This window comes from Desulfosporosinus sp. OT (assembly GCF_000224515.1).
GTDB lineage: Bacteria > Bacillota > Desulfitobacteriia > Desulfitobacteriales > Desulfitobacteriaceae > Desulfosporosinus.
The window spans coordinates 1-19,943 of sequence record NZ_AGAF01000012.1 but is presented as its reverse complement, the minus strand read 5'-3'; the positions used below and the strand labels follow the sequence as shown (position 1 = coordinate 19,943).

Here is a 19,943-nt window from a genome sequence, read left to right as displayed (position 1 = left end):
AGATATATGCTACCACTGTCTTCTATATTATGTTATACTTCATTAACTGAATATGAACCTTCGGGGCAGGGTGAGATTCCCTACCGGCGGTGACGATTGCCCGTGCAATTCAGCCCGCGACTCGACGTAACCATTATTGTTGCGCCGATTGACTTGGTGAAATTCCAAGGCCGACGGTATAGTCCGGATGAGAGAAGGAACAAACTGGGTTAGACTAAGAGGTCTTTCCTAGTTGAACTTGTTGCCTCGAGAAACTTCTCGAGGCCTTCTTCATGCACACCGTTCCGTTCGTATTATGGGTTCAATTCAAATATCAGATCAGTAATGGAGGTTTTTCAATTGGTCCAGAAAAAACAAACATTCCACATGGGCATATGGTGGATCGCCCTTGGATCTGCTATGTGGGGACTCGACGGTGTCTTTATCGTGACGTTGCTAAACTATGTGACCTCTTCCCAGATTGTCTGGCTAGAGCACATATTATTGTTGCTCTTCGCAGCGCCCGTGCTCATCTGGAAGCGCCATGAGCTCAAGTGCCTGAATCGCGGCGACTGGTTAGCCGTCCTGCTCATCGCATGGGGCGGATCGGCTCTGGCCTCCATCCTGTTTACTGCCGGATTTACGTACGGTAATCCGAACGTGGTGCTTATCCTGCAAAAGGTGCAACCCGTTTTCACGGTTCTTCTCGCCGCCTGGATACTCAGAGAGCGCATGGTGAAGGCTTTCTGGATGATGTTGGTTGTGGTGCTCATCGGTGCCTACCTACTCACCTTCGGCCTGCACATTCCAGCTACCGGCGATAGCAAGCAGCTCATGGGATCGTTGTATGCCATAGGAGCCGCAGCTCTGTGGGGAGGTTCGACTGTTATGGGCAAACGCCTCGTTGGCAAAGTGTCGTTTAGCACCGTAACGGCACTAAGATTTGCTGTTGCACTGCCGCTGTTGACTCTCATCATCTTACTACAACACCCGAACTGGCACAGCCTCGGCCAGGCACTAAGCTTGGCACCGGTTTGGGCAAACCTACTGTTCCAAACCATCGTGCCAAGTCTATTGAGTCTACTGCTATATTACCGAGGGTTGAATGGAGTCAAGGCCTCTCATGCAACTATTGCAGAGCTCGCATTCCCTGCAACTGGCCTGCTCCTCAACTGGCTTATATTACATCAGACCATCGACCTTGGCCAATGGATCGGTTTTGCCATCATCTGGATGGCCGTACTACATTTATCGCGATTGCGCAATGAATCGGAGCTACCGCAGACGTCCACTTCTCACCTTTCCGATATAGCATGCTAGGTGCCTTTCATTGAACAATGACCAACAAAGACCGATCACCTCATTTGTGATCGGTCTTTGTTAAGTTGCAAATGTATTTGAGTGTCAGAGCAAAGCAAAGATATCTTCGAGGACTTGGGATAATGTAGTTACTCAGAGATATTTCGAAAATACTGGGTTCTACTTCTTATTTGCCTGCTTATCCAAAACCCTGCTGTGATGACAAGCGGATAAAGAACCGCCCAACCAACAAACGGGAAAACAATAATCGTTGAAAGAAAAGACAACCAACAAATACCGACTCCCCAAACGCTCCCTTTGAGCAGTCGTATTCCTGCTGCACAACCACCTAGATAGGTTAAAATAAACGTCGCATTGGGTAGTTGAATGAGGGTAGTCAGGGACACTGATCCGCTATAATACAGAGATAGCACGACTATAAAACAGAAGGTAAGAAAGCCTAATCCTCCGATTGGTGTGCTGTATCGTTTAGATAAAATACCCATCTGGCGGGGAGCATCTCCCTGTCTTGCCAAAGCAAAGGCCAGACGTGAAGCTGCACCCACATAAGCGATAATGGTTGCCGTGCAAATAAAGACACTGGTTAAGCCGGCAATCATTGCTCCCGTTTCTCCAAACAGTTTCCTGATCAGTAGTACAAGTGAAACGTCCGAGCCAGATTCCTGGTAACTATGTGTTCCAACAGTGACAAAAGCCGTTAGAAAATAAAGCAGACCAATGATCACAGCTGTTATGAGTACTCCTTTTATCGCTGCTCTTTGTGGGTCGAGAAATTCTTCTGATAAATGGGAAACAGCTTCCCAGCCAATAAAACACCAGAAAAGAATTGCTGCTGTCTGACCAACACTCATCCAACCATGAGGCATAAACGGTCTAAAATTTGCGGATTTGATATAAGGCATAGCCCCAATAATGGCGATCACTAACACCGCAATGATGACCACTTCAACAACAATTTGCACTTGCCCTGCTACCTTCATGCCGATAAGATTGATCAATAACCCAACGACAAGCATCCCTGCCGCCAGTGCTACCCGGAGACCGTTACCCCATCCCATAGCTGCCGTCATATAACCTGCCCCTGTCAAGGCAACCACGGGAGCGCCGATGGGTACGGACATTAGGAAAAACCAACCCACAAGTGATCCAGCCTTAGCTCCGAAAGCCTGTGTAACAAAATAGGAAACACCACCCGCGTTCGGATACTTAGCAGATAGTAATCCCATGGACAGGGCTAGAGGGATTACTAGCAAGGTCATGAGACCCCAGGCCAACAAAGAAGCTGGACCTGAGATCTCTGCTGCAATACCAGGCACAATAAGTACGCCGGAACCTAACACAGCTCCGATATATAGGGCTATGGCCTGCGGTAAACCAATGGTTCTTTTCAATTCATTGTGATGATTCATCATTCTCTCTCCAGTCCTTGTATTTTCCCTAATTGTATCAGATAATTATGCTATCAGAAAAACGGAAGATTTCGATTGCATTGATCGATATATCCGATAATAAGAGGGGAAATTGGGAATGGAATTACGGAATTTAAATACGTTTATTGTCGTAGTCGAGACTGGTAGTTTTACGCGCGCCGCCACTAAGCTCGGTTATGCTCAGTCCAGTGTAACCGCCCAAATCCAAGCCCTGGAATCTGAGCTTGGATTTCCTTTGTTTAACAGGCTCGGTAAAACGATTTCTCTAACTGATCCGGGAGAACGCCTTCTCCCGTACGCCCAGGAGATCACTAGAATGCATACTTTGGCTAAAGATGCACTCCGATCAGAGATTTCGTTTGCTGGAACACTGATGATTGGGGCTCCTGAATCCTTGGCTGCCTTTCGTTTGCCTAGGATTATTCGTGAATTCAGAAACAAATTCCCGGAAGTCAAAATCATATTGAAGCCCGGTGTGTGCTGGGAATTTCCTGACCTTATCCGTACAGGGGATCTAGATCTGGCCTTCCTTCTCCAACCGGAGATCAAAGATCGGGATCTCTACATTAAAACTCTTGTCCAGGAAAAAATGGCACTCATAGCGCCACCAGATCATCCGCTTGTTAATTATGCTCATGTCGAACCTGAGCATTTAAAAGATGAGACCATACTTCACACGGAACATGGCTGCAGCTATCGTGTTTTATTTGAACAACAGCTCAACAGCCACGGAATTTTCCCCAATCCTTGTCTTGAGTTTTGGAGCATTGAAGCTATTAAAAATTGTGTAATGTCCGGGCTTGGCCTTTCTTTTCTTCCCCTGATCACTGTGGAAAAAGAAGTACAAGAAGGCAAACTTAAACTATTAGCTTGGGATGAGCGACCACAACGTCTTACTACGCAAGTCGTATATCACAGAAAAAAGTGGCTCTCCCCAGCGCTTCGTGAATTCTTGTCTCTTGTTGAATTGCATGCAGCACAGTGGCCGGAAGCTATATTAGATTAAACTCATAACTAACTTCGGATAAATGTTCCTGACTTTTAATAAAACTTCTTTCCGTAAAAATCACATGATTATGACGATCTATTAGGATAACCGTGGAAGATCTTGTTCCATAATCAGTCCCAGGGATAAATATAGAGGATAACAGTCTTTCTCGCTCTTGACTTAGCCCAGTTTCAGGCAAGTCGCGATCCTGAGCCTGTTCAATATCCGCTAAAATCTCAAAGAGACTGTGCGGTTTCAAAAATGGCTGCTTTGCCAGATAATTCGCCAAGGCTTCTTTGCTTTTTTGAACTTTTGGCCAAGGCGTATTTAAAAAATGATTGCTAAGACCATAAATTCCTGGTTTAAGTACTTCTGCTGAAGCTGAAAGTTTATTGAAGTATACGAGACTTTTTAAATCACCAACTAATAGGTTAAAGCCGTTGTAGAAAGTCCGGTTATTGACAACCTCTAACATATACTCCTTGGGTGATTCCGTATTACATAGGAAGTTACTAACTAAAAACCCACGGGATTTTGCACTCAGGATCTGTGAAGAAGGATCACGATAGTTCGTTAAAGCTGCCAAACGGCCTGTGCTCGTAATTCCCATCCAAGTTCCTAACATTTCCAAATCTCTACCGGCTAAAACTGAAGGGCACGACGTCCAGAAATGGGCTGCTTCTGTAGGCCGTTCATAATACTCATCTCTATTTGCGGCCAATACTAAGCGATAGTTCGGATGACATTCGTACGCCAAAGTAACCAAACACATATTACATTCCCCTTTCTGAAGCTGAGGGACGAGTTCCCATCATCCTGCTATAGGATAAACTAAACCCCCATTCGTCCCACCGCCAGACAGTAGTTCGGACTAGGGCCTTTGTATCTAGGATGTAATGTTCTTCATCTATCTTCTGGTACTGCCCTTCCTTGACAACTAACTCATTCAGACCGTCACCATCGTAATCCTCAATCATAAAAGAGATTATGGGGCGATCCAGGTCGGACGAACACCAAACCTGCTTCATGGCCTTGTCCATTAATCGGTAAACAAAAAGGTGGTTTTTGTAGTCGTCATCCTCACTGGTCAGCCAGAAAGGTTTGACCGATCCAAAACTGCCTTTTTTCCACAAGGTTATCACCATGTTGATCGTCCCATCATTGTCGGCATCACCCAAGGCAAAGTTGTCAATGCGCCAGTCATTGGGTGACCGCCAAAGCTCCTGGTCTCCTTCCCTAATAGTAAGGCAGTGATCGTCTAAGTTGTATGCCTCTGTAATCCCGTCACCATCCAGGTCACCCACAGCATGAACTTGGAAGCCGGACCCTCTTGTTGCTGGAAACGACCCGAAAACGGCCAAGAGCACAAAAATAACCCCGCAACAGAGCCCCATTCTGTTTACCACGCTGGTACTGAATACGCCTGCATCCAGGATGGTTGATCAACCTTCTCGACGCTCTCCAGCATTTCCTTCCACTTCTGGTCGGTCAGTCGATCGCTAGCAGGCCAAGGAAACTCGTAGTAGGAGTAGACCGCTCCCTTAGCAATACGCAGCTTACCTTCCACAGGAACTACCGCATAGATATCACTGACAAACCCAGTGGCCTCCTCAAGTACCTGTCCGTTGGGATCCGTTGCCACATCGGCAATCAGGGCGGCAGAATTCTCCTCGATGGCCGAAGGATGATCAACGCCCTCGTCACGCAACGCTTCAAGCCAAAAATGCTCCAACTGCCCGCCAAAGCCCCGGATCAGCTCGTAGTCCTGGTCGTCGAGGAGCTGGTTGGTCAATTCTTTATCCGCAATATTATTGAGTTTTAAAGCCAATTCCTCCAACCGTTCGAGGGAAGTCTGATCGCTTTCATTCAGTAAGCCTCTGGTGTTTAGACCTTCAATGGTCATCCTCGTCAGTGCGGCCAGGCGCGCATAAACCACCGGGTTAGGTTCAACATAGCCCCGATCATCAAGCGGTATCTCTCCCCCACCACATTCAGCATAGACCTGCTTGGCATAGAGGATGGTATCATGCTTGAGCTCAGTCCAGCTTCCAAGAAAGGTCTCCAATTGCTTGCGTGTCCAGGCCTGGTTGTTCATGAACGCTGGATACCCATCGCCTTTTGGTTCTGTCAGGGGTGCCAAGGTGTGCAGCCAGGACCAATACAGGTTTTGTGTCCAGGCTGCACTATCCGACGTAGCGAAATGACTCTGGATCTTCTTCATATTCTCAGGGTACTTCTCGTACCCGGTCTCACCCAGAACATCCAGGATAGCATAAGCTTCTTGAGAACCCATAGAAGCAGGGATATCTAGACCTTTCGGCAGCATTCGACGCTGCCCTTTGTTGTTCTCCTCAACTTCCCGATACACGAGGTTCTGGAAAACTGCAGCGTCAACGGTAAATCGCTGGCCCATAAAACGAAAACCCTTTATTTCCTTGTCGCGGTCAGGTTGGAGAGTCTTGTCAAAGATAGGCATCGAGTTGATTGCCGGAGACTCCAGTTTGGCAAGTCCATCACCAAAAGCCTTCCATTTATCCACATTCCCAGTCAGTTCATTCAGGTCAATTATCTCGCCATAGGTTTTCATTAAAAGCTCGTAATATTGACTAAAACCGAGGTCGTCGCTCTTCCCGACGAAGAAATTAGTCGGCTCAAAAATGTTGTTCCAGTGATCATAAACCTGTTGGCGGCTGAGTAACAGGGTAACTAGGGCAGCTGACTTCGTTTCATCCTCGTTCTTGGCACGGAAGGTCATTCGCCCGTACCACATCATAGCCTGGAAATAGGTCTTCAGCTCATCTGATTTGGCATAATGCCCGCGAGGATTATACTGGGTATAGTCTTCTTTTAAGGCTTCTGCTAAACCAATGTTAGAATTTCCGATATTCATGACCGGCGACGGTATAAAAATTTCTTGGTGATCCGTAATAAGCTGAAGTTCGTTATCTACCTCCTTGCTCACGTAGGAAGGAACATCAGCCTTTGGATCAAGCAGCCGGGCAGCCACGGCAAAATAAGCCACGTTGCGTGTCGCTGCGTCTTCCCAATCCGTTCCCTTAAGGGCCTTGTACTGTTTTTGACTTTCAGTTAACATCAATCCAGTCAAGGTATTCAACTCACCGCGCAGTTTGTCTTTCTCCAACGTCCGCAGCAGGTGATCAAAATACAGATGATAATTGTGCAGCATAGCGTCGGTTGTGATGAAGTTGGGAGTTGAATCATAACGATTGTTTTCGTAGCTACTGAAAAACTCACGGTAGGGACCTGGGACCACGACAAAACCATTTTTACTCAAGATGTTTTCTGCTTGGGGAGAGAATTTATAGCGATCTCTGTTCGTGATGTTCTGCAGATCAGCCGCGATCTGGTAGCGCTTTACCGACGGCTTGATGCTAAGCGGGATCTCGTTATACGGCGCAAAAGCAGCGCTCGACCGCGCCAACGAGCCGAGGGGTACAGCAGTCTGTTGCGGCAGAGCATCTGGGGAAGAAGATTGACAACCTGTGAGACTTGCCAGTAGTACAATAACCATAGAAATGCACAGAACAGTGCTAGATCTTCTGACTTTCAATTTAACAGCTCCCTTCTTGAATTAAGAGATAAGTCTTTCTGCCTTTCAATATTAACAACCTAGTTCTGCACTGTTTTGATAAATCCTTCCAAACAGAATGATTTTTGTATTAAATAACTGGTCTTAATCGAATACCGTACAGCAGGAGGCAGCCCACGCTGTTAAAACAAGGTGCTCCGCGCTCAACACGCGAAACACCTTGTTCTTATATGTTCTGGTGGCAAGAGTAAAACAATACTGATTGGCGCAGAACCATCATAATTTGCCAGTTCACCGGTAGTAACACATATACCCACTTTCACACAAACCTTTAACTCCCTTGACCGATTTAGCCTTCAGCCTTACCTCTTCAGGAGAATGACCCGCTGCGATAAAATCCAGCATTTCCTTAACAAGCTTGACACTTGCTGCCTTTTTTTTAAGGGGGCCTCACGACCGACAATTTTTAGAGATTCAACACCGATTTCTTTTAATTGAGTCAAAGCACATAGCCCACACATCCCTAAAGGGTATCCCTTTGGGCCAGGCATCTCACCCCGATTTTTTATTCCGATCCAAAGCCAGCGCCGATATTCGTCCATGTGCTCCCCAAACGTTTCCTTATTAACTCGAAGCAGCCTCTCCCTTGGGCATTTTTGATCGGCGTTCCCTTCTTCCTTGATCTTAATTGGCTTATAGACCCAAGCTGGGTTATGGCAAAATGCCCCTCCAAAGGCATGACTGACATGGCAGTATCCTTCTTCAAAAACGCAGCCATCATTTAGAATAAAGGCTTCATACTCGAGATGATCTCCGCCCCGCTCAATAATAGATTTCATCGTTTCTATCTGAACATAACGAGGGAAAATTATCCGTTTTACACCCAGCTGACTAAAAAAAGAGACCGCGGCACTGTTCAAGACTGCAGCTAAGCTGCTAACATGAATAACTACAGCAGGCAAGGCTTCTTTCAGCAAACGAATAAGCCCCGGATCTGCCACTATAAAGGCATCAACGCCGCAATATTCCTGAGCCTGACGAACTGTCGTAAGAATATCCGTGTAAAGTTCCGGGGCATATCCCGGCTGATTCAACGTAAGAAATACCTGTGAGCCCGCTCTATGGGCGACAACCACTAACTCTTTTAATTCTTCTAGACTCCCCACATTGGCTTTTCCGAGTTCTCGACGATTTAACCAAAATTCTTGTCCTTGGCTTTTGCGCCAAGCTTCAGGACTTAAACCACAATAAAGCTCCTCTGCCCCTAGGTTTACTAGAGTCTCAGCCTCGTGTACCGAATTAACCGGGACCAAAATCTTCATCGTATAGTCACCTCAGTTCTTTACCCTATATCGGTTCCCGTTGGATAACCAAACGCGAAATACCAACCCTTGTCGCTTTGTCTAATCCCTCTTTCAGAAACTCCTTTTGCTCCCGGTAGAAAATGGTATTTCCCTTTTGCAAGATTACCCAGTCCTTACTTTTCCTCACCTGGTGACTGGGATCGGACATTTTCAGCCAGTAGAAGCGGCACTTGCGGTCACATCCGCCGGAAAACGGCTTAAACTTCTGGTGTTCTTCAAGCCCCCAGGAATGAAGCAAACAAATTCGTCCAGTCATTATGACGGCATAAGGCAGATAAAGAGACAATCGATATCCCCAATCCGTCAGATGATTATCTAGCCCTTGTGGAGAAAGATCCAGTTCAATTCGCCGGACTTTATACTGATCAAGTAAGACCTGCATAGGTGTCCCTGCTAAGCTACACGTGCGGAAACGCACCAACGCCTCCTCTTCTGGCTCCTTGCGCTGAGTCATTATTCTAGGATCTCTCAACAGTTTATTAAGTAAACGACCTAATACAGGGGTTAATGTTGGGCAATCATCAGCTATGGTCTGAAGTACACCCCAATCATTAACTACGACCTCCGCTCGTGGTTGCACCTGCATCAGCTGCTGGAGTAAAACCTTAACTGCTTCAAGTCCCGTTTCAGTCACATAAGGTGTGACCAAAGTAAAGTTCATCCCCAGCTGCTCGGCCAAAGCCAAGGCCTCATCTAGTTCCTTTTGGCTCGGGAGTGCTTTTTCACAAAACTCCTGACCAAAATACATCCTGGTAAACTTTATTGAACCAAACCGCCCCTCACATACCTCTCTGACATCCGCCAGAAAACCAGGACCGGTCCCCTTGGCATCCCACGGCTCGTCTATACACGCTAACGCCTGCCCCCGGGGGATTGACAGTGCCCATTCCATCACCGTCACCTCCATACATTGCCATAATAGTCTATGCTCAGGCCTGATAGGCGTTCCTTTAGGTTGATCTGTCGGCACGTAAGGCAAAAAAAGGGTAAGCGCGATCTGATAATTTTCATCAGGTCGCGCTTACCCTTTTTTTTGCCTATTATATCGGTAATCTGCAGGAACCCTCTTTACAGAGAAATTATTCCCATTCACCACAAAACTCGATTCCTTTTTGTTTGACACACTTTACCATAACATCTTGAGCCTCTTCCCCCGGCAATAGCTTTCCCTGAAAGAGAGCTCCTCTTTTGCTTCTCATAAACTAGCAATAGGTTCAGCAGAGTTTAAACTGTTGAACCTATTGCTAATTGTAAATTTTCTCTTACCCAGTGTCTGTTCAGATGTAGTTCATCGGCTATTATTAAGCATTTGTTGGAACCGCTTTTTTCATTAGCATCTCTTGATACCTGTCTAAAACATCATCCAACTCTTGACTTGCAGCTACAACTACCGGATCCGTATAGGCTCTTCCCTCTTTTGTCTTAATCATGTTCAGACGTAATTCTTCAATTCGCTTTATTAATTCGTTGATCTCAGACATACTATCCTCCGTTAATTTTTATTTGGGGATTAGTGCGCCCAAAAATTAAATCCCCGGCAATACCGAGGACTCTATATTATGTCTTATAGTTGAAAGAAGAATAAACAAATAGGGGTAGAGCTTAGGACAGCCCTCCTCCAATATTTTTTGCGTTCTTCATCATTAACTCCAGTTCAACCTATACTCGGTTAGTTTAGATGAGTTTTTAGTTCAATATTATGAGAACCTTCACTTTGATACATAATTCTCATGATTTATAAAAAATAGTCCAATCAAACATTAAAACGCTGCTAAGTCTTTTAGCAGTTTTAACACCAGGGTTTTTGTTGCCTGACTCTATTTCTGCATAATATGATCTACTTATTCCTGCTTTATTTGCAACTTGTTGCTGTGTTAAATCTCCCCGATATTTTATTAGCCACAGCCTCGTCTTGCCAAATTCAGCCACATTTCCCCCCCTTTATTTCGTTGCATAACGCGACTTGAATTTACCTTAATAATACAGTCGCAGTTCGCGACTGTCAATGTTTTTGTTGAGATTTGCAACACTTATTTTAAATGTCGCTTATTGCGACTATACTATATTGGAGAGGAGGTATGTTTGTAATGTTAGGGAAAAGGCTACTATATCTAAGAAATAAACTCGAACTCACACAAGAGGAACTAGCAAAAATACTTTGTATGTCCCGAAGTACATATGCACAGTATGAAGTCGATAGGCGAAAACCTGATTATGATACTCTACAAAGAATTGCGGATTATTTTAAAGTCTCTACTGATTTCTTATTAGGACGGACTGAACATTCTGTCATTGCAGAAAATAATTTTCCAAGCAGGCTAAAGATGATTCGTGAACTAAATAGTATTTCACTAAACCAATTAGCTGAAAATCTTAACATATCTCCAACCGACGTATCTCAATTTGAAACAGGTGAAAAATATCCCGACCCCTCGACTTTAAACGTTTTGGCAGAAAGCCTCAATTGTTCTCTTGACTTTCTACTCGGGCGAATCACTGACCCAAGACCTTATCTACTTGAAAGCCAACAAGGTTACACTACTTCAGCTGCCCACCCTTCAGACGACCCAATGGAGAATCTTCCAGAAGAAGCGAAAAAATCCCTTGAAGAATTCAAAGAGTTCATTCTTAATAAATACCGTAAAGACAATTAGGGAGCGTAGACGTCACTGCATTTTAGGCCTTGAAACGCAAGACCTCAAAACCTCAAACAGAAATAAAGAGAAGGTTTTACTGACCATATCTGTTAAGTAAAGGTAAATACTGGTATAATGATCTTAGGGATGGTGGAAAACGTCAAATTTCTCCAGATTTAGTCTATAATATTATTCATGACAATCTTGAAGACTTCAATCAATATCTCAAACAAATTGCGCTCTATATAACTAAAAATAAGCTCTGAAACCCGCAAAAAAAGTATAATACATTATTTAAAAGTGACAGCCCCTAATGCCGTTCTGGTATTAGGGGCTAAATATTGGTTGACAATTATGCTCTGAAACCTGAATTCGGTCATTTCCGGTATCTTATCTGCAATGTAGATAAGTAGGAGTAAGACCCCTCTTCACTTCTTCAAGTGTTTCATTACATGCGCCGTGTTGTCCTGCCGTGTGGGTAACAATTCCCAAATGTAATCCTGGGCTTGTAGTTCTCATTTCCAGCGCATGTTGTAGGTGCGCCCTATAAAGCACAGGAAGCCACAGAAATCAAGAGCATCCGGATTACTCCAGCGAAGGGATATGAACCATAGAAGCTGGCGCAAGAGCGAGTAATCGACTTTGCTGCGAGAAATTAGATAAAACTATATAATTCAAACCTGTCATCAGGACGCATTTAAAGACAGGAAAAGTAAGTAGAAACCATTTAATATAGAAATAAAGGAGGGGCTTTATGGATTGGCTTGACGCAATGAACAGGGCAGTAGAATATCTAGAGGCTAACCTTACTGAAAAGTTGGATATTGAGAAGGTGGCGAAAATTGCCTTGTCATCCCCGTTTCACTTTCAGCGTATGTACCATATGATAACCGGTGTTACTATAGCTGAATATGTGCGTAGAAGAAGGCTTACACTCGCTGCGCAGGATATTTTATCCGGTAAAAAGATCATCGATGTAGCATATAGGTATGGCTATGAAACGCCCGAAGCCTTCACCAAAGCTTTTGGAAAAATGCATGGAATATGCCCTTCGGCTGCGCGCGAGCTGGGAGCAAATCTCAAGGCATATCCAAAACTCTCCTTTCACATTTCAATAAAAGGAGATAAAGATATGAATTATAAGATTGTTGATAAAGGAAGCTTCACAGTAGTAGGTAAACAAAGAAGGATAAGTTTAGTGGACGGAGAAAACTTTATACAGGGGGCTAAATTCTGGGACGATTGCGTGAAGGATGGTTCATACCAGTGGATCAGCTCAAAGGCAGGCAAGCTTGGTGTCCTTGGTGTATTTAAGGATTTCGGTAAAGATGACTTTAATTATATAATTGGAGTTGAGGAAATCAAAGATACCCTTCCGAAAGGATATGTTTCGGCAACTATACCTGCTGCAACCTGGGCTGTATTTGAATCAGTTGGAGCACTGCCTGAAGCTTTAGTGGATATAATCCGAAGGATATATTCAGAGTGGTTCCCAGCTACAGGATATCAGCATGATTGTTGCACACCAGGGCTTGAGGTTTATCCTGAAGGTAATAAACACTCTCCAAATTACAGATGTGAGTATTGGGTTCCGGTTAAGAAGTAATTATTTTGTATAAATTTTTAAAATCGTCATTTCCTCTACCCTCATTCCGCTCTTCAGTGCGCAAAAACAAAATGCGTTGGTGTGAGAACTTCTATCCTTGGTATGCTACCCCCAGACAGGACAGTGAAATAAAAAACTGTACAGTCTGGGGGTTATTATGTCACAACAGAGAAAAATACCAGTAGAAGAGATGACACGAATAGTTGAATTGTATCTCTCGGGGAAAATGGGATATACATCAGCATATCAGGAAGCAGGCGTATCTGAAGAGACATTCAGGAAGTGGCTCTTTCGATACAAAACAGACGGACCATCAGGATTTCTGCCGAAGGAACACAACAAAAGATATACAAAAGAGACCAAGCTCTCAGCTGTTCTGGATTATCTGGCAGGAAAAGGGTCGAAATGGGAGATCTGTGAGAGATACGGGGTCAGGGATAAAAGGGTGCTTGAGCATTGGCTGAAGGGGTATAATCGTCATAAGGATTTCCGAATACAGACAGGAGGAAGCCGAATGACGAAAGGCCGAAATACGACCGGACAAGAGACGAACCAACTAATGGTTTAAACCCTGCAGGAATTTAGGAAATATTCTTTCAGAAATTGCACAGATTTCATCGCATCCATGAAGCAAGTTGTTCGATGAGTTTTCACTTGAACAATTTAAACTCGTAAGCGAACATTTAATCGAGCTTAGCTTCTCTAACCTCCAAAGAACTGTAAACTTACTCAATACCCAATTCAGTGCTACATGTCTTGTGAAGGACCATGAGATCATTCAGCTACCTGCCGATCTAGTGCAACCGGAAATCATCAATAATTACTGATCGATAGAGTACCATTAAGCCAAGTCTGAGACTTGGTTTTGTTTTTTGGGGACAACAAACAAATGCGTTAAATAATATTATTGTATTGCAATAATAAAATACTAAATATCAATAATAAATTATTGAAAATCGATAAATAATACATTACAATCAACTCAGCAAATAGTGAGGTGATTTTTATGAAACGAGAAACACTGTTTTTAAAGGTCGTTGTTCTTCTTCTGGGAATTCCGGTTCTTGCGTTGTGTCTATTTGGGTTGCCATCGATTGCGCTTGAAGCAGCCGAGCATTATCCGGTGTATTGGGTGTATCCCGTTATGATCGGTATGTATGTAGCGGCATTCCCTTTTACGGTGCTCTGTATCAGGCTTTTAAACTTTTAAGCTATATTGACAAGAACATAGCTTTCTCGGAATTATCGATAAAGGCTTTAAAGACTATAAAATACTGTGCAATCTCAATCAGTCTATTGTATTTTATAGACATGCCGTTCTTTTATCTCGTGGGAGAGAAAGACGATGCCCCTGGTCTCATATTACTCGGATTGGTCATTACTTTTGCTCCAACTGTAATTGCCGTTTTTGCTGCTGTTCTTGAAAAGCTATTAAAAGATGCTATTGATATTAAATCCGAAAATGATCTGACGGTTTGAGGCGAGTAATATGGCGATTATTGTCAATCTTGATGTGATGTTGGCCAAAAGGAAAATGAGCCTCACAGAACTTTCCGAGAGGGTTGGGATTACAATAGCTAATCTTTCTGTCTTAAAAACCGGAAAAGCCAAGGCGGTTAGATTATCGACTTTAGAGGCTATCTGTAAGGCTTTAGAATGTCAACCGGGTGATATTCTTGAATACAGCAAAAACCATTAAATTATTGGAGGGAATAGGGAATTATGAAAAATCTCATTTTTGAAAACCTTAAACAGCCAGCCGAGTTGGAAAGGCTTTATCGGCAGGAACCCGAGAAATTTATTAGAGCCTTCCCCGAGGTATTTAATGAAAATCAGAATCTAACCATCCTGAAAGTTTGGCATGAAAGGCTGTATTTTGATCTGTCAAGGAATGAAAAGATGGAAGCTGATACTAAGTGGAAAGACCTTCTGTTAGTCATTGTCATTTCGTTGCTGGCCGGAACAATTGCCAGGTTTTTGTTTCCATCCATTGAAAAAGAATTAATTAATCCGGCAAATATTGGTTTTTCTGTTTTCCCTTTGCTTTCCTTTTATTTTCTTTTAAAGAACCGCCCTTCGAAAAAGTTTATTCTGTTACTTTGCCTATCCTACCTGGCAGCCTTGATTTACCTGAACTTTCTACCTGTAAAAAACTCAGACAGTATCATTTTGGCTAATCTGCATTTGCTCTATTTCTTATGGTCCTTAGTGGCAATCTCTTTTATGGGAGACTATCGCCTGCAGCCGGGAAAAGTATTGGAATATCTGAAGTACAATGGTGAGCTTTTAATTAGTACGGGTCTATTACTCATTTGCGGTGTCTTTTTAACCGCTTTGACCATTGGTTTATTTAAGGCAATTCAAGTCAATATAGAACATTTTTATACAAACAACATTGTGATATATGGAGTTGCTGCTTCACCCTTCGTCGGCACTTATTTAGCGAAAGCCAGGGGCATAACCAAAAACATTGCGCCTTATTTAGCAAAGGTTTTTAGTCCTTTAGTTTTAATAACCTTGGGTGTCTATTTAGCTACAATCATCGTAACGCAGAAGAATCCTTATACCGATAGAGAGTTCTTATTAACTTTTAACTTAATGCTGCTCTTAGTCTTAGCGATCACGATTTTTTCCGTCGCAGGAAGAGAGACTCGCTCAAAAATAGTTTTTAATGATCGAATAATCTTCGCCTTGTTAACCGTTGCGATAGTGATTGACTGCGTGGCATTATCGGCTATTTTGTTCAGGGTAACTTCTTATGGCATAACTCCAAACCGGTTGGCCGTTTTAGGTATGAATCTTATTGTGTTTGTCCACTTAATAAGAATTACGGTTAATTATTTCCGGTTTCTATTGGGTAAAGTTAAAGTGGAGATGATTGAGGCTGCGGTTACGCGATATTTGCCGATTTATTCACTTTGGGCGCTGATGGTTACCATTTTCTTTCCGATAATTTTTGCTTTCAAGTAAAATTCAAGTTACTGAATGCTGGTTGTTACATTGACTTCTATTTTCAGGCATTATAACCACCTCATTGGGTCATAAGTGATAGCCCCTAAGGCCGTTCTGGTATTAGGGGCTAAATATTGGTTGACAATTATGCTCTGATTGGTTCTGACAAATGACGCCTCGCTACCACTATTGGCGTTAATTATCCTTTTTTCCAAAGGCCTCTTCTATTTCATGGGCGGCAGGGGCTTAGTTCCCTTAGCCCATATTACACCATCACTTCTTAAATATCTTATTTATTGTTTTTTGTTTAATCACTATTTACTTATAATACTATTCATATTATAATTATTATAATTATTAGATTGTTTTATCCTTTCCCTTGTATACAAAACATTTTACTGTGGAATCCGAGGAGACTTACTTTATAATTACAGAGTCACCAATATTTAACAAGTGTACTAGTCAACACTTGTTTATAAATAAACTTGTATTCTCTTTAAATTTAACCTTATGACAGAAAAAATCCATAACAATATTAGAGGAGGGGATTTTATGGCATCGTATTTTGAAGCTGTAAAAACACATTTTAAAGATCGGAAAGTGGCTTTTTTAGTGATCATCTTCACTGTAGCAAGACTAATTTATGGATGGGCATGGGTAGAATCTGCATCGCACAAATTAGTTTGGTTCTCTGATGGTAAACTTAATTCGGCTGGGAAAATTGAAAGTCTCGTTACTAACATAGCAGGGCCAAACGTCTCTAGTTTTGACCCACTCTACATTAACAAAGGATTTTCTTGGATTGCACAAAATATCTTTCTGGGTATGCCGGGAGTGACTGATACCTTAGTAGTGATTTTTGAAATTTTAGTGGGTCTATCAATGCTGCTAGGATTTCGAATATTCTGGTTTGCTCTTATAGCAACGTTTATGAATGTACAGTTCCTAGCTGGTGGATCGTTTAATAATTTCGGCTATATTTGGACTAATTTAGGATTTTTGAAATTTGCTCAATATGCTGAGCTTCTAGGAGTAGGTGGATTCCTCAAATATAAGCAACATAAGGAATTATTAAGCGAAGGTAAGCGAGAATTATCAACTACTTAAGGGATGTAAATAACCTATCTAGCGGTGAGCCTTACAAGAACTCAAATACTGTTGTCGCCACTCGTTTCAACCCTGCTGTTTCAATTTATCAGAGCCATAGGACTATTACAAGCCACCGTTTTACTCTGACCGGTGGCTTGTTGTTTTCACTTTTAATCCCACAACAGTAAAATGCTCCGATAGTCGTTAACTAATGAGGCTGTGGTGGTAGGCTTCAGCCCCACAGTGGCCAGTATTTGCAGTTTAACAAAATTTGTTCGTTCTATCGGATTTGCCCAGTAAAAGTCCCAGTAATCATACTAATTAAATCTGGACGTATTCAGCAATTACAATACTTCGATGTACCCTTCTGTTCCATGCACGCGAATTTGTTGCCCATCTTTTATCAGTTTGGTAGCATTTTCTACTCCGACAACTGCTGGTAAGCCATATTCACGTGCGATAACTGCTCCATGGGTCATCAGTCCTCCAACTTCGGTGACTAGGCCTTTTATGGATACAAACAATGGTGTCCAACTAGGGTCCGTAAAGGAGGTGACTAATATATCTCCAGCTTCTAGATTAGCATTTTCCATGTTTAAGATGACACGTGCTCGTCCCTCGATAACTCCGGAAGAAACGGGTAGACCGACAAGCGCGACCGCTGGAAGATTTTCTCGTTTGTACTTACCTGTAATGATTTCACCATCAGACGTGATAACCCGTGGCGGAGTTAGTTTTTTATATAATTTGTACTCGTCTTTTCGTTTGCCGATTATCTGGTAATCCAGTTTATTTGTGCGTACGACTTCGTGAAGCTCTTCAAACGTGAGATAGTAGATATCTTCCTTTTCATGAATAACGCCCACTTGTACAAGTTGTTCGGCTTCTTTCAGTAAAGCCTGCTTATAAACGAAGTATCGATTAACTATGCCGTATTTTGGATATTCACGATAACCGATGAAATTCCGGATGAGGTCGATCATTTGTTTTGTTTCTTTGGCTTTTTGTTCACCATCCGGTAATTGATTCAATCGCTCTAATAACTCATGTTCTTTTTGCAAAGCAAGACGCCGCCCTTGCTCAAATTTCCGATGTCCGGCATCAGGTTCAAAGTTTTTGATATTACTGAGTATCAAGGAGACAAGTGTCGTTGGTTTTTCGCTCCAACGCGTTTTCGTAATATCGATTTCACCGGCACAGCGCATTCCGTATTTGTTGAGATAAGCATAGATAGCGTCTTGGATTTCTTGTCCACCCTCAAACTTAACCAGTTTCTCCAAAAAGTTATCATCGTTTACATGTTGTAAATAATCAATGACTTCCGGATAAGGACGAATCACATCTGCGACATCCAATAAGTCCAGACCCATCTCCGAAGTAATATTGTTTGGTACAGATTGAGAAAGCGTGTCTGCTACGTTTTTTTCACCTAACCACTTGTTCATATTTTCATTGATCCAGACGCTAGCATCTATAGCAGCCATAAACACAGCAAAACTTTGTGGGTCAAATAAAATCTTCTTTAATATCTGGATATCTTCCAGAATAAAATCAAATAAATCCGATCCTGATGCCCTTTGGATGTTATGTTTTAACTCTTCTATTGATGTTTGGCTACTCTTAATCAATTCAGTAACGATAGTCGGATCATTTTCGATTTTTGCTTGAGGCCCCGAAGACGATATACCTTTGTTGCTTTTATTGGGACTCTGTTCTTTCTTATCATTTGGTAACGGTTTTATAAAATCTCCTCGCTCTATTATGGTCATAAGTGCGTCTTTCATGAGCGGATCGTGTTGTTCCATATTATCTAATAGCGTTTTTCTGCTGTCAGGGGAAGCCAGCATATGAGTAACATCAACGAACAATCTTCCACCAGATTTAAACCTGGGTCCAAAAGATGTTAACTGAAATATTGACATTCCCAATGGTTTCAAGGGATCGGTCATCATTTGTTGATGACCGACAGATACGTAAACGTGATTTTCTTCATCGTTCGCTTCAGGGATCGGGTATAAAGTAGTGATTGGCCGACTCTGGACAATATAAAATGTATCATCAACCAAACACCATTCGATATCTTGTGGGCAACCAAAATAAGCTTCTATCTGTCTTCCTATGCGTGCTAGTTGTAAAATTTGTTGTTCAGTAAGTGTTTGAGTCTTTTGCTGATCAGGATCGATCTGCTGTGTCTCTGTTCCACCTTCTTTTAGTCCATAGATAGCCAATTTTTTGGTTGCTATCATCTTATCGACGATTTCCTCTTCCTGTACTTTATAACAATCGGCAGATACCAAGCCAGAGACCAGTGCTTCTCCAAGTCCAAAACTGGCATCGATTGCTAGCAGCTTTCGGTTAGAAGTAATCGGATCAGCGGTAAATAAAATCCCTGAAGCCTGTGGGAAAACCATCCTTTGAACGATAACGGATAAATAAACTTGGCTGTGGTCAAATCTGTTTTGCATTCGGTAGATTACCGCACGATCCGTAAATAGGGAAGCCCAACATTTGCTGATATGCTTTAGGATTTCCTCCTTTCCGATAATGTTCAAATACGTATCCTGCTGGCCTGCAAAGGAGGCCGTCGGTAAATCCTCTGCAGTTGCGCTGGATCGTACTGCATAGGCATTTTTTTCATCAAACCTGGAGAGGAGGCGGGTGATCTCTTCATTAATGTCTTGAGGGATGGCTATCCCTTCGATGACCCTGCGAATCTCACCGCTAAGTTCACCGATTTTATCCCTGTCTTCCACCTTTAGAAGTGATAACTGATCAAGTAATTCGCTAATCAACGACGTTTCCTCAATGATTCTTTTAAAGGCTTCGGTAGAAATACAAAAGCCATCTGGTACGCGTATTCCTTCAATCTTGGAAAGTTCCCCCAAGTTCGCGCCTTTACCCCCAACAACCATGAGTTTTGTTTTATCAATATCCTGAAAACCAAGCACAATGGAACTCATACGTTTCCCTCCTCCTCTAAGGCTGCTTTTTCTGCATTTAGTTTTTGTTTCTGGAATCATATTAATTCC

The 19,943-nt window shown here is 42.7% G+C and carries 17 protein-coding genes, 1 pseudogene and 1 riboswitch; of the genes and pseudogenes, 9 read left to right on the top strand and 9 right to left on the bottom strand.

Annotated elements, in window-relative coordinates:
* Window positions 1–52 precede the first annotated feature (52 nt).
* Window positions 53–203: riboswitch (FMN riboswitch) on the top strand.
* A 163-nt stretch (window positions 204–366) separates the two neighbouring features.
* Window positions 367–1,299 (top strand): DMT family transporter, encoded by a 933-nt coding sequence (locus tag DOT_RS01005; RefSeq protein WP_242833737.1) that lies wholly within the window; start codon window positions 367–369, stop codon window positions 1,297–1,299.
* A gap of 128 nt (window positions 1,300–1,427) precedes the next feature.
* Here DOT_RS01005 and DOT_RS01000 read toward each other — a convergent pair whose 3' ends face one another.
* Window positions 1,428–2,708, bottom strand: coding sequence for an amino acid permease (locus tag DOT_RS01000; protein ID WP_009612921.1), 1,281 nt, complete (start codon window positions 2,706–2,708; stop codon window positions 1,428–1,430).
* Between the two features lie 118 nt (window positions 2,709–2,826).
* Between DOT_RS01000 and DOT_RS00995 the strand changes: the two genes are divergently transcribed.
* Window positions 2,827–3,735: a LysR family transcriptional regulator gene (locus DOT_RS00995; RefSeq protein ID WP_009612920.1), complete on the top strand. Its 909-nt coding sequence runs from the start codon at window positions 2,827–2,829 to the stop codon at window positions 3,733–3,735.
* On the opposite strand, the gene DOT_RS00990 is transcribed toward DOT_RS00995, so the two are convergent.
* The 7 genes from DOT_RS00990 to DOT_RS00960 all read right to left on the bottom strand — a co-directional run bounded on the left by DOT_RS00990 (window position 3,722) and on the right by DOT_RS00960 (window position 10,560).
* Window positions 3,722–4,489, bottom strand: a complete 768-nt coding sequence (locus DOT_RS00990) for an NRDE family protein (protein ID WP_009612919.1) — start codon at window positions 4,487–4,489, stop codon at window positions 3,722–3,724. The two genes, DOT_RS00995 and DOT_RS00990, sit on opposite strands and share 14 nt — an antisense overlap.
* Window position 4,490: 1 nt before the next feature.
* Window positions 4,491–5,123 carry a hypothetical protein gene (locus DOT_RS00985; RefSeq protein WP_242833735.1) on the bottom strand — a complete coding sequence of 211 codons (633 nt, stop codon included), beginning with the start codon at window positions 5,121–5,123 and terminating at the stop codon, window positions 4,491–4,493.
* Complete coding sequence (locus DOT_RS00980) at window positions 5,117–7,249, bottom strand: DUF3160 domain-containing protein (RefSeq protein ID WP_192807791.1); 2,133 nt, start codon at window positions 7,247–7,249, stop codon at window positions 5,117–5,119. Before DOT_RS00980 ends, DOT_RS00985 begins: the two co-directional genes overlap by 7 nt.
* Window positions 7,250–7,629: 380 nt before the next feature.
* Window positions 7,630–8,589, bottom strand: a complete 960-nt coding sequence (locus tag DOT_RS00975; protein WP_009612916.1) for a U32 family peptidase — start codon at window positions 8,587–8,589, stop codon at window positions 7,630–7,632.
* A gap of 25 nt (window positions 8,590–8,614) precedes the next feature.
* Window positions 8,615–9,523 carry a hypothetical protein gene (locus DOT_RS00970; RefSeq protein WP_009612915.1) on the bottom strand — a complete coding sequence of 303 codons (909 nt, stop codon included), beginning with the start codon at window positions 9,521–9,523 and terminating at the stop codon, window positions 8,615–8,617.
* 409 nt (window positions 9,524–9,932) lie between these two features.
* The gene (locus DOT_RS00965) at window positions 9,933–10,112 is read right to left on the bottom strand and encodes an aspartyl-phosphate phosphatase Spo0E family protein (protein WP_009612913.1); all 180 of its coding nucleotides are present in this window, start codon (window positions 10,110–10,112) and stop codon (window positions 9,933–9,935) included.
* A gap of 247 nt (window positions 10,113–10,359) precedes the next feature.
* Complete coding sequence (locus tag DOT_RS00960) at window positions 10,360–10,560, bottom strand: helix-turn-helix transcriptional regulator (protein WP_009612912.1); 201 nt, start codon at window positions 10,558–10,560, stop codon at window positions 10,360–10,362.
* A gap of 158 nt (window positions 10,561–10,718) precedes the next feature.
* Between DOT_RS00960 and DOT_RS00955 the strand changes: the two genes are divergently transcribed.
* The 7 genes and pseudogenes from DOT_RS00955 to DOT_RS00925 all read left to right on the top strand — a co-directional run bounded on the left by DOT_RS00955 (window position 10,719) and on the right by DOT_RS00925 (window position 16,932).
* Window positions 10,719–11,285 carry a helix-turn-helix transcriptional regulator gene (locus tag DOT_RS00955; RefSeq protein WP_009612911.1) on the top strand — a complete coding sequence of 189 codons (567 nt, stop codon included), beginning with the start codon at window positions 10,719–10,721 and terminating at the stop codon, window positions 11,283–11,285.
* 736 nt (window positions 11,286–12,021) lie between these two features.
* Window positions 12,022–12,873, top strand: coding sequence for an AraC family transcriptional regulator (locus tag DOT_RS00950; RefSeq protein WP_009612910.1), 852 nt, complete (start codon window positions 12,022–12,024; stop codon window positions 12,871–12,873).
* Window positions 12,874–13,030: 157 nt separating this feature from the next.
* Window positions 13,031–13,441 carry a helix-turn-helix domain-containing protein gene (locus DOT_RS00945; RefSeq protein WP_009612909.1) on the top strand — a complete coding sequence of 137 codons (411 nt, stop codon included), beginning with the start codon at window positions 13,031–13,033 and terminating at the stop codon, window positions 13,439–13,441.
* A 438-nt stretch (window positions 13,442–13,879) separates the two neighbouring features.
* Window positions 13,880–14,352, top strand: a pseudogene (locus DOT_RS00940) (DUF2975 domain-containing protein).
* A gap of 10 nt (window positions 14,353–14,362) precedes the next feature.
* Window positions 14,363–14,572 (top strand): helix-turn-helix transcriptional regulator, encoded by a 210-nt coding sequence (locus tag DOT_RS00935; RefSeq protein ID WP_009612906.1) that lies wholly within the window; start codon window positions 14,363–14,365, stop codon window positions 14,570–14,572.
* Window positions 14,573–14,595: 23 nt separating this feature from the next.
* Window positions 14,596–15,843, top strand: coding sequence for a DUF4153 domain-containing protein (locus tag DOT_RS00930; protein ID WP_009612905.1), 1,248 nt, complete (start codon window positions 14,596–14,598; stop codon window positions 15,841–15,843).
* A 534-nt stretch (window positions 15,844–16,377) separates the two neighbouring features.
* Window positions 16,378–16,932 carry a hypothetical protein gene (locus tag DOT_RS00925; protein ID WP_009612904.1) on the top strand — a complete coding sequence of 185 codons (555 nt, stop codon included), beginning with the start codon at window positions 16,378–16,380 and terminating at the stop codon, window positions 16,930–16,932.
* Between the two features lie 326 nt (window positions 16,933–17,258).
* On the opposite strand, the gene ppsA is transcribed toward DOT_RS00925, so the two are convergent.
* Window positions 17,259–19,874 carry a phosphoenolpyruvate synthase gene (ppsA, locus tag DOT_RS00920; protein ID WP_009612903.1) on the bottom strand — a complete coding sequence of 872 codons (2,616 nt, stop codon included), beginning with the start codon at window positions 19,872–19,874 and terminating at the stop codon, window positions 17,259–17,261.
* Window positions 19,875–19,943: the final 69 nt, after the last annotated feature.

Excerpts from the sequence above, each read along its gene's own strand:
- DOT_RS00935 (WP_009612906.1), top strand. The coding sequence starts at position 14,363 with ATGGCGATTATTGTCAATCTTGATGTGATGTTGGCCAAAAGGAAAATG.
- DOT_RS00965 (WP_009612913.1), bottom strand. The coding sequence starts at position 10,112 with ATGTCTGAGATCAACGAATTAATAAAGCGAATTGAAGAATTACGTCTG.
- DOT_RS00980 (WP_192807791.1), bottom strand. The coding sequence starts at position 7,249 with ATGGTTATTGTACTACTGGCAAGTCTCACAGGTTGTCAATCTTCTTCC.
- DOT_RS00950 (WP_009612910.1), top strand. The coding sequence starts at position 12,022 with ATGGATTGGCTTGACGCAATGAACAGGGCAGTAGAATATCTAGAGGCT.
- DOT_RS01000 (WP_009612921.1), bottom strand. The coding sequence starts at position 2,708 with ATGAATCATCACAATGAATTGAAAAGAACCATTGGTTTACCGCAGGCC.
- DOT_RS00930 (WP_009612905.1), top strand. The coding sequence starts at position 14,596 with ATGAAAAATCTCATTTTTGAAAACCTTAAACAGCCAGCCGAGTTGGAA.
- DOT_RS00945 (WP_009612909.1), top strand. The coding sequence starts at position 13,031 with ATGTCACAACAGAGAAAAATACCAGTAGAAGAGATGACACGAATAGTT.
- DOT_RS00975 (WP_009612916.1), bottom strand. The coding sequence starts at position 8,589 with ATGAAGATTTTGGTCCCGGTTAATTCGGTACACGAGGCTGAGACTCTA.
- DOT_RS01005 (WP_242833737.1), top strand. The coding sequence starts at position 367 with ATGGGCATATGGTGGATCGCCCTTGGATCTGCTATGTGGGGACTCGAC.
- DOT_RS00955 (WP_009612911.1), top strand. The coding sequence starts at position 10,719 with ATGTTAGGGAAAAGGCTACTATATCTAAGAAATAAACTCGAACTCACA.
- DOT_RS00925 (WP_009612904.1), top strand. The coding sequence starts at position 16,378 with ATGGCATCGTATTTTGAAGCTGTAAAAACACATTTTAAAGATCGGAAA.
- DOT_RS00995 (WP_009612920.1), top strand. The coding sequence starts at position 2,827 with ATGGAATTACGGAATTTAAATACGTTTATTGTCGTAGTCGAGACTGGT.
- DOT_RS00970 (WP_009612915.1), bottom strand. The coding sequence starts at position 9,523 with ATGGAATGGGCACTGTCAATCCCCCGGGGGCAGGCGTTAGCGTGTATA.
- DOT_RS00990 (WP_009612919.1), bottom strand. The coding sequence starts at position 4,489 with ATGTGTTTGGTTACTTTGGCGTACGAATGTCATCCGAACTATCGCTTA.
- ppsA (WP_009612903.1), bottom strand. The coding sequence starts at position 19,874 with ATGAGTTCCATTGTGCTTGGTTTTCAGGATATTGATAAAACAAAACTC.